The 5,561-nt window shown below is 65.4% G+C and carries 3 protein-coding genes; all 3 read right to left on the bottom strand.

From position 1 onward, the window contains the following. On the bottom strand, nucleotides 1–1,957 hold a 1,957-nt coding region (locus VLE48_15330), incomplete at its 3' end, for a VIT and VWA domain-containing protein (GenBank protein ID HSA94384.1). Beyond that, nucleotides 1,954–3,867, bottom strand: coding sequence for a hypothetical protein (locus VLE48_15325; GenBank protein ID HSA94383.1), 1,914 nt, complete (start codon nucleotides 3,865–3,867; stop codon nucleotides 1,954–1,956). The genes VLE48_15330 and VLE48_15325, both read right to left, overlap by 4 nt. Nucleotides 3,868–4,184: 317 nt before the next feature. After that, nucleotides 4,185–5,561 (bottom strand): benzoate-CoA ligase family protein (locus VLE48_15320; protein ID HSA94382.1); only part of this gene is annotated, 1,377 nt, incomplete at its 5' end.

The following is a 5,561-nucleotide window of genomic DNA, read 5'->3' as shown; positions in this document are numbered from 1 at the left end:
AGGGGTCGGTCTTCACGCGCAGCACCGGGTCACCGGGGCGAATGACGCGCGGGCGCAGCAGCGCGCGCGGCGCGGCCAGGAACGATGTATAGGGGGTGACGAACTTGTACTTGCGGGCCAGGCGGACGATCTCGTCTATGGACTCACGGTCCTCACCCTCGCGCTCGATCTTTTCCAGCAGCGCGTCCACGCGCCGCCGCGCCCACAGGCGCGGCAAGTGCGGATGGTCGACGTTGCGCTCGGGCAAGGCGGCACTGGCGCGCATCTCCAGCGGCGCGCCATCGCGTGTTCCGCGCACGGCAAACTCCGCCTTCGGCATCGGACGCCGGTATTGTCCGATCCAGGCGGCCACCGAGCCCGCGTACGGCGCTTCGTCGAGCGGGTAGGTCAGGTCGAAGTTCGATTCCGGGGCAGCGCTCAGTTGCAGACCGGCCACGGGGCTGCGCCCGATCTTGGAAAGGAACGCCTGCAACTTGAACTCGATGGGCTCGGTGGAGCGCGCCCATTCCAGAACACCGTCGTGGCGCGCCAACAGACGCAGCAGAGGCAGGTTGGCGTCGTCGCCAACGGCAAAGACGAACGTCCGTGGACGCTGCGCTTCCGGCAACTCTCGCCACTTCTTCTCATAACCCGCCGCCAGCCGAGCGTTCTGTATGGAGCCGCGCGTAGCTCCGCCGTCACTGAACAACACCAGGTAGCAGTTGGTTTCACACGCCGTGGTCCCGGTCTTTTCTGCGGCCGACCCGGCTCGCTGGCCGGCTAACTCGCCGAGCGCCGCCCCGAGGGCGCGTTCCATATTGGTGCCGCCCCGGATGTAACCGGACTTGACGAAGGCCAGAGCCGCCTCCACGTGCGCCGGCTCGGCTGCCACAAAACCTGCCGACCACGGCGTCAACTCCGTGTTGAACACCACCAGGTTGAAGCGGTCGGCAGGCCGCAACCCGCGCAGCAGCGCCTCCAACGCCTGATAGCTGCGGTCCAGCTTCTCCCATTGCATGGAGAGCGAGGTGTCGAAAAGGGCCAATACGGTACGGGGCTTCCCGGGCGCATCGGCCGCAGCCGCGCTGCCCGTCCCCAGCACGGCCGAGGCTTCAAAGAAACCGGGCTCGTTGCCTCGGGGCTCGGGAGCGGTCACGGTCGGCGGCGGCGTACCCGGCACGGGCTCACGATACGTCAGGATTTCGAGGCGATCGGTCTTCGCCGGATCCACTGCGTAGCGCACCGCGAAATCCTCAGTGAAGGTGACGTTGCGACCCTCGAAAGTGCCGCGTACCAGGTTCGGGGTGCGCTCCTTCACCTGCAGGGGATAAGTTGTGCCCACCAGTTGAAAATCGCGCACGGCATGTGCCGAGCGCAGCTCGAAGTCGATCCGCAGGCGGCCGGCGACCTGTGCATGGTAGGCGTCCGGCCGCAGTGGAATCGCAAAGTACGACTCCAAGCTCTCCACCGGGATGGTTTCGTGGTACTCGATCTCCATGCGCTTGGTGCCGTAGGCAGGAATCGGAACGATCTTGGCGCTGAACACGGCTGTCCGCCGCGCTTCGTCCGCGCCGCGCTCGCCCACCTGCAGCAGGCCGGGGTCGATGGACTGCCACTTCAGGTTCTCGTAGATCTCGCCCGCCCTCTTGCGCTCCAGAATCACCCCCGGGATGCGCGTGACCCCGTCCCAAACGGCAAAGTCGGAGACCGTGGCGCGCGCGGGCAGCGCGAACAGGTACTCCCCTTCGAGGATCGAGCCCTGGTGGCTGGCAAAAATCTGCCGCACCTCCACGCGAGCTACGCCGTTATCGATGACCACCGTGATTTCCATCTCTTCCAGGGAGAGAATCGAAGGATCGGGCGCCGGCTTGTTGGAAGGGATGAGCACGCCCGCATCCGCGCGAGCGGGCGCCCGCATGACTAGAGCAAGCACCAGCAGCAACGACACGACCCCGAGCGCGCTCGACCGGCGACTCACTTCAGCAATTCCTCCTCCCGCGCACGTACCAGGCCGTTGTCGCTGCCCACGTACAGATAGCCATCGTGCGTCGCAAGCGCCGTAACGTTCACGGAAGGCAGCCCGCTTGTCACCGAAGACCAGCGCTCGCGCTGCCGGTCATAGACCAGCAAGCCACGGTCGAGCGTGCCGACGTAAACCCGCGTGGGCGTAACCAGCATGGCGTTGGGGTTGACCTCGAAATCCGGCTTCAGGTCCGCAAAGCTGTGCCAGTGTCCGGATTCGTCCAGACGCAGAACCCCGGAGCCGTACGTGCCCACCAGCCACTCATCGCCCAAGGAAACGATAGCCGTGATCCAGTTGTGGCGGAGGCCGGAGTTGGCGGTGGTGAAGTTGGCGCGCACCAGCCCGCTTTCTACGACGGATAGCCCTCCCAGTGTGCCCACCATCAGTTGGTTGCCCCGGGCCGCCAGCGCGTAGGCGTGGTTGTTTACCAGGCCGTGGAAGGCGTAGAGGCTGCGGGCGCCGGCGCCGTCGAGGAAGGTCAGGCCGGCAGGCGTAGCCACAGCCATGCCGCCGGGGTACAGGGCGACGTCCGTGACGTGATCGGCAATCAATCCTTCCGCGCGGCCCAGGACCTGGCGCTGGCGGCCGGCCGCATCGAACAGCACCAGGCCGTTCGCGGTCGCTACCGCGATGAGGTTCCGCTCCGGGTCCGGCACAATCCGGTTGACGCAGAAGACGCGCTCGTTGTCGACGTGGTTGGCGTGCTGGCCGCTCGCGTCCAGGATGTCCAGCCCGCGATCGAAATAGCCGACCCAGAGCCGGCCCGCCGGGTCGAAGGCTAGAGCAGCGATGTTGCGGTCGGCCAGGAGCGCTGCTTCGCGCCCCAGCACTCGCTGCCAGCCACCGCCCTTTTTCAACGCGTAGAGTCCGTCGTCGGCCAGGGCGTGCAACACGCCTTCCAGCTCCAGCAACCGTCCCACGGCGCCCGGTAGCGGCTCTCCCGTCTGGCGCAGCGAGCGTGGACGGCGCTCGGCCAAAGGCACCTCCACCGTGCCTTCTTCGAGCGTTCCCACTACCAGCCGTTCACTGCGCACCATCAGGCTGCGGGCGAAGAAACCGGACGCGAGCCCACGATGGAACCGGCCGCCGCGAAACTCGGCCACGCCGAGAGGCGTCCCCACATAAACGGATTCGCCCCCTGCCGCGATCGCCGTCACTCGCAGATCCGGCAAACCCTCGGCTTCCGCGAAGCGTTCGATCTGCCCGGCGTGCCAGTGCACGACGCCCTGATCCAGCGTTCCCACCCAAAGGCTCGCCTCGTCACCGGCAAGCGCGGTGACCTTCAGCCCAGCCAGACCCGGATGGAAGGGCGCCAGGGTCTTGCCGTCGTACACCAGCACTCCCTTTTCTGTTCCCAGCAGCACGCGTCCCGAGCCCACTACCTGCACAGACGTCAGCTTGCGGTGGAGCGAATCTTCGGGAAGCAGACGGCGAAAACTGCGGCCATTGAAGGCCACCAGACCGGCACCCGCAGTCGCCAGGAACAGCTCGGGCTCGGCGGAATCGATGGCCGCTCCGGTGGTCAACGAAACGATGGGGGCGGGCGGCAGTTCCTGCCCCACGCGGTAGTGCGCCACCACTTGGCCCTCCGGGCCGTAGGCGAGGAGTCCGGCAGGCCCGGCTATATAAAGGAGGCCGTGGTAGGAAGCGGCGTCCGTAAAGACGGCGGGGGAACTGACCCACTCCACCACTGGTGAGGCCGCTGGCTCCAGGGGCGAAACGGTGAAGCGCAGGCGCCCTTGCTCAGCTACCTGACCGGCGGACTCCTGCAGCGCCCGCCTCGCCTGCCATAAGGTCAGGGCCACGGAGACGGCCAGCGCCACCGCCACTACTACCGGCAGTGCGATGCGCCACAGCCTGTTCACAGAATCAATCCCCAGAAAACCAGCGACTATACATCGGCATTGGAGCGAAGGAAAGCGTGCTTTGTTCCCGCGCCGCACACCGCAGTCATTCGCTGTATTGCGGATGGATTCACGGCGTTCCTCGAGAGTTGCACGATTTCACGGCTACCTCAAAAATTTCAATTTTGTCCGGAAAAAAGAACAGAAACTTGGCATCTCGGCAAGTCAACGCATGACTCAGGCCAGGATCAGCGGATGGCTTTTGACCAATAGCGAATGGCATTCGGCGAAGCGCATTCAGAAATGCGCCTTGCTATTTCGACAAGACAACAGCCCCTTTATCCTCTCCCTGCGGCCGCCATCTGCCTCAGCTTGAACCTCTGGATCTTCCCGGTGGCCGTTTTGGGCAGCTCGGGCAGAAACTCCACCCAGCGGGGGCGCTTGTACTCCGCGATTCGGGAGACCACGAACTCCCTGATTTCCGTTGCCAGCACTTCCCCCGCTACAAAACCCGGACGGAGGGAGACGTAGGCCGCGGGCTTGATGAGCCGGTCCTGGTCCTCCCGCCCGACCACGGCCGCCTCCAGTACTGCCGGGTGCTCGAGCAGGGTGCTCTCGATCTCCACCGGGCTCACCCAGATGCCGCCGACTTTGAGCATGTCGTCGGAGCGGCCGGCATGCCAGAAGTAACCTTGCTCGTCGCGGCGATACTTGTCCCCGGTCCGCAGCCAGTTTCCCTCGATGGTGGCCTTGGTCTTCTCGTGCTGGTTCCAATAGAAGGCGCAGATGGAATCGCCCCGGACAAGGAGGTGGCCCACTTCTCCGTCGGGCAGATCACGTCCTTCCTCGTCCACGATGCGTGCCTCGTACCCGGGGATCACTTGGCCGCTGGACCCCGGTCGCGCCGCTCCCGGGCGGTTGGCGATGAACATCTGCAGCGCCTCCGTGGAACCGATGGCATCCAGAATCTCGACCCCGAAGCGCTCCCGGAAACGATGGTAGAGGGCGGCAGGCAGCGCCTCCCCGGCCGAGACTGCATGCCGGACACCGGAGAGATCAAAGTCCGCGCCCTCCCTCCGGTGGGCCAAGAGCATGGCGTAGTTGGTGGGCACGGAGAAGAAGAGCGTCGGCCGGTGGCGCTCGATGACCTCATACACATGGGCGGCGATCGGCGGCCCGGGCCACAGGATGCTGGTGGCTCCGACCGAGAACGGAAAGTACAGGGCGTTCCCTAATCCATAGGCGAAGAACAGCTTGGCCACGCTGAAACACCGGTCTTCCGGGCCGATGTTGAGGATCTGCCGGGCATAGAGCTCGGCGCACACCACCATGTCGTGATGAAGGTGGACGCAACCCTTAGGTGATCCGGTAGAGCCCGAGGAATAGAGCCAGAACGCGGGTTCGTCCTTGCAGGTGGCCGCGGGCTCGAAGTCCGGTGAATGCGCCGCCATCAAGTTTTCCAGGGAAGGCATGCCGGTGCGCGCGGGCCCGACGACCACTACTTGCTCCAGGTATCGCAGCCGGTCCCGCGGGATGACCTCGATCTGCGGCAGCAGCGCCTCGCTCACCATGATGACGCGCGCCCGGCAGTCGTTCAGCAGGTGTTCGTAGTCGTGGGGTTTCAGCAGGGTGTTCAGCGGGACGGCTACCGCGCCCATCCGGATGGCCCCGAAGAAACCGTAGGCGAAATCGGGAGTGTCGTGAAGCAGCAACGC

The organism is Terriglobales bacterium (assembly GCA_035454605.1).
Classification (GTDB): Bacteria; Acidobacteriota; Terriglobia; order Terriglobales; family Acidobacteriaceae; genus DATMAB01.
The sequence above is the reverse complement of the archived record's forward strand: the minus strand, read 5'-3'. Positions and strand labels throughout refer to the sequence as shown.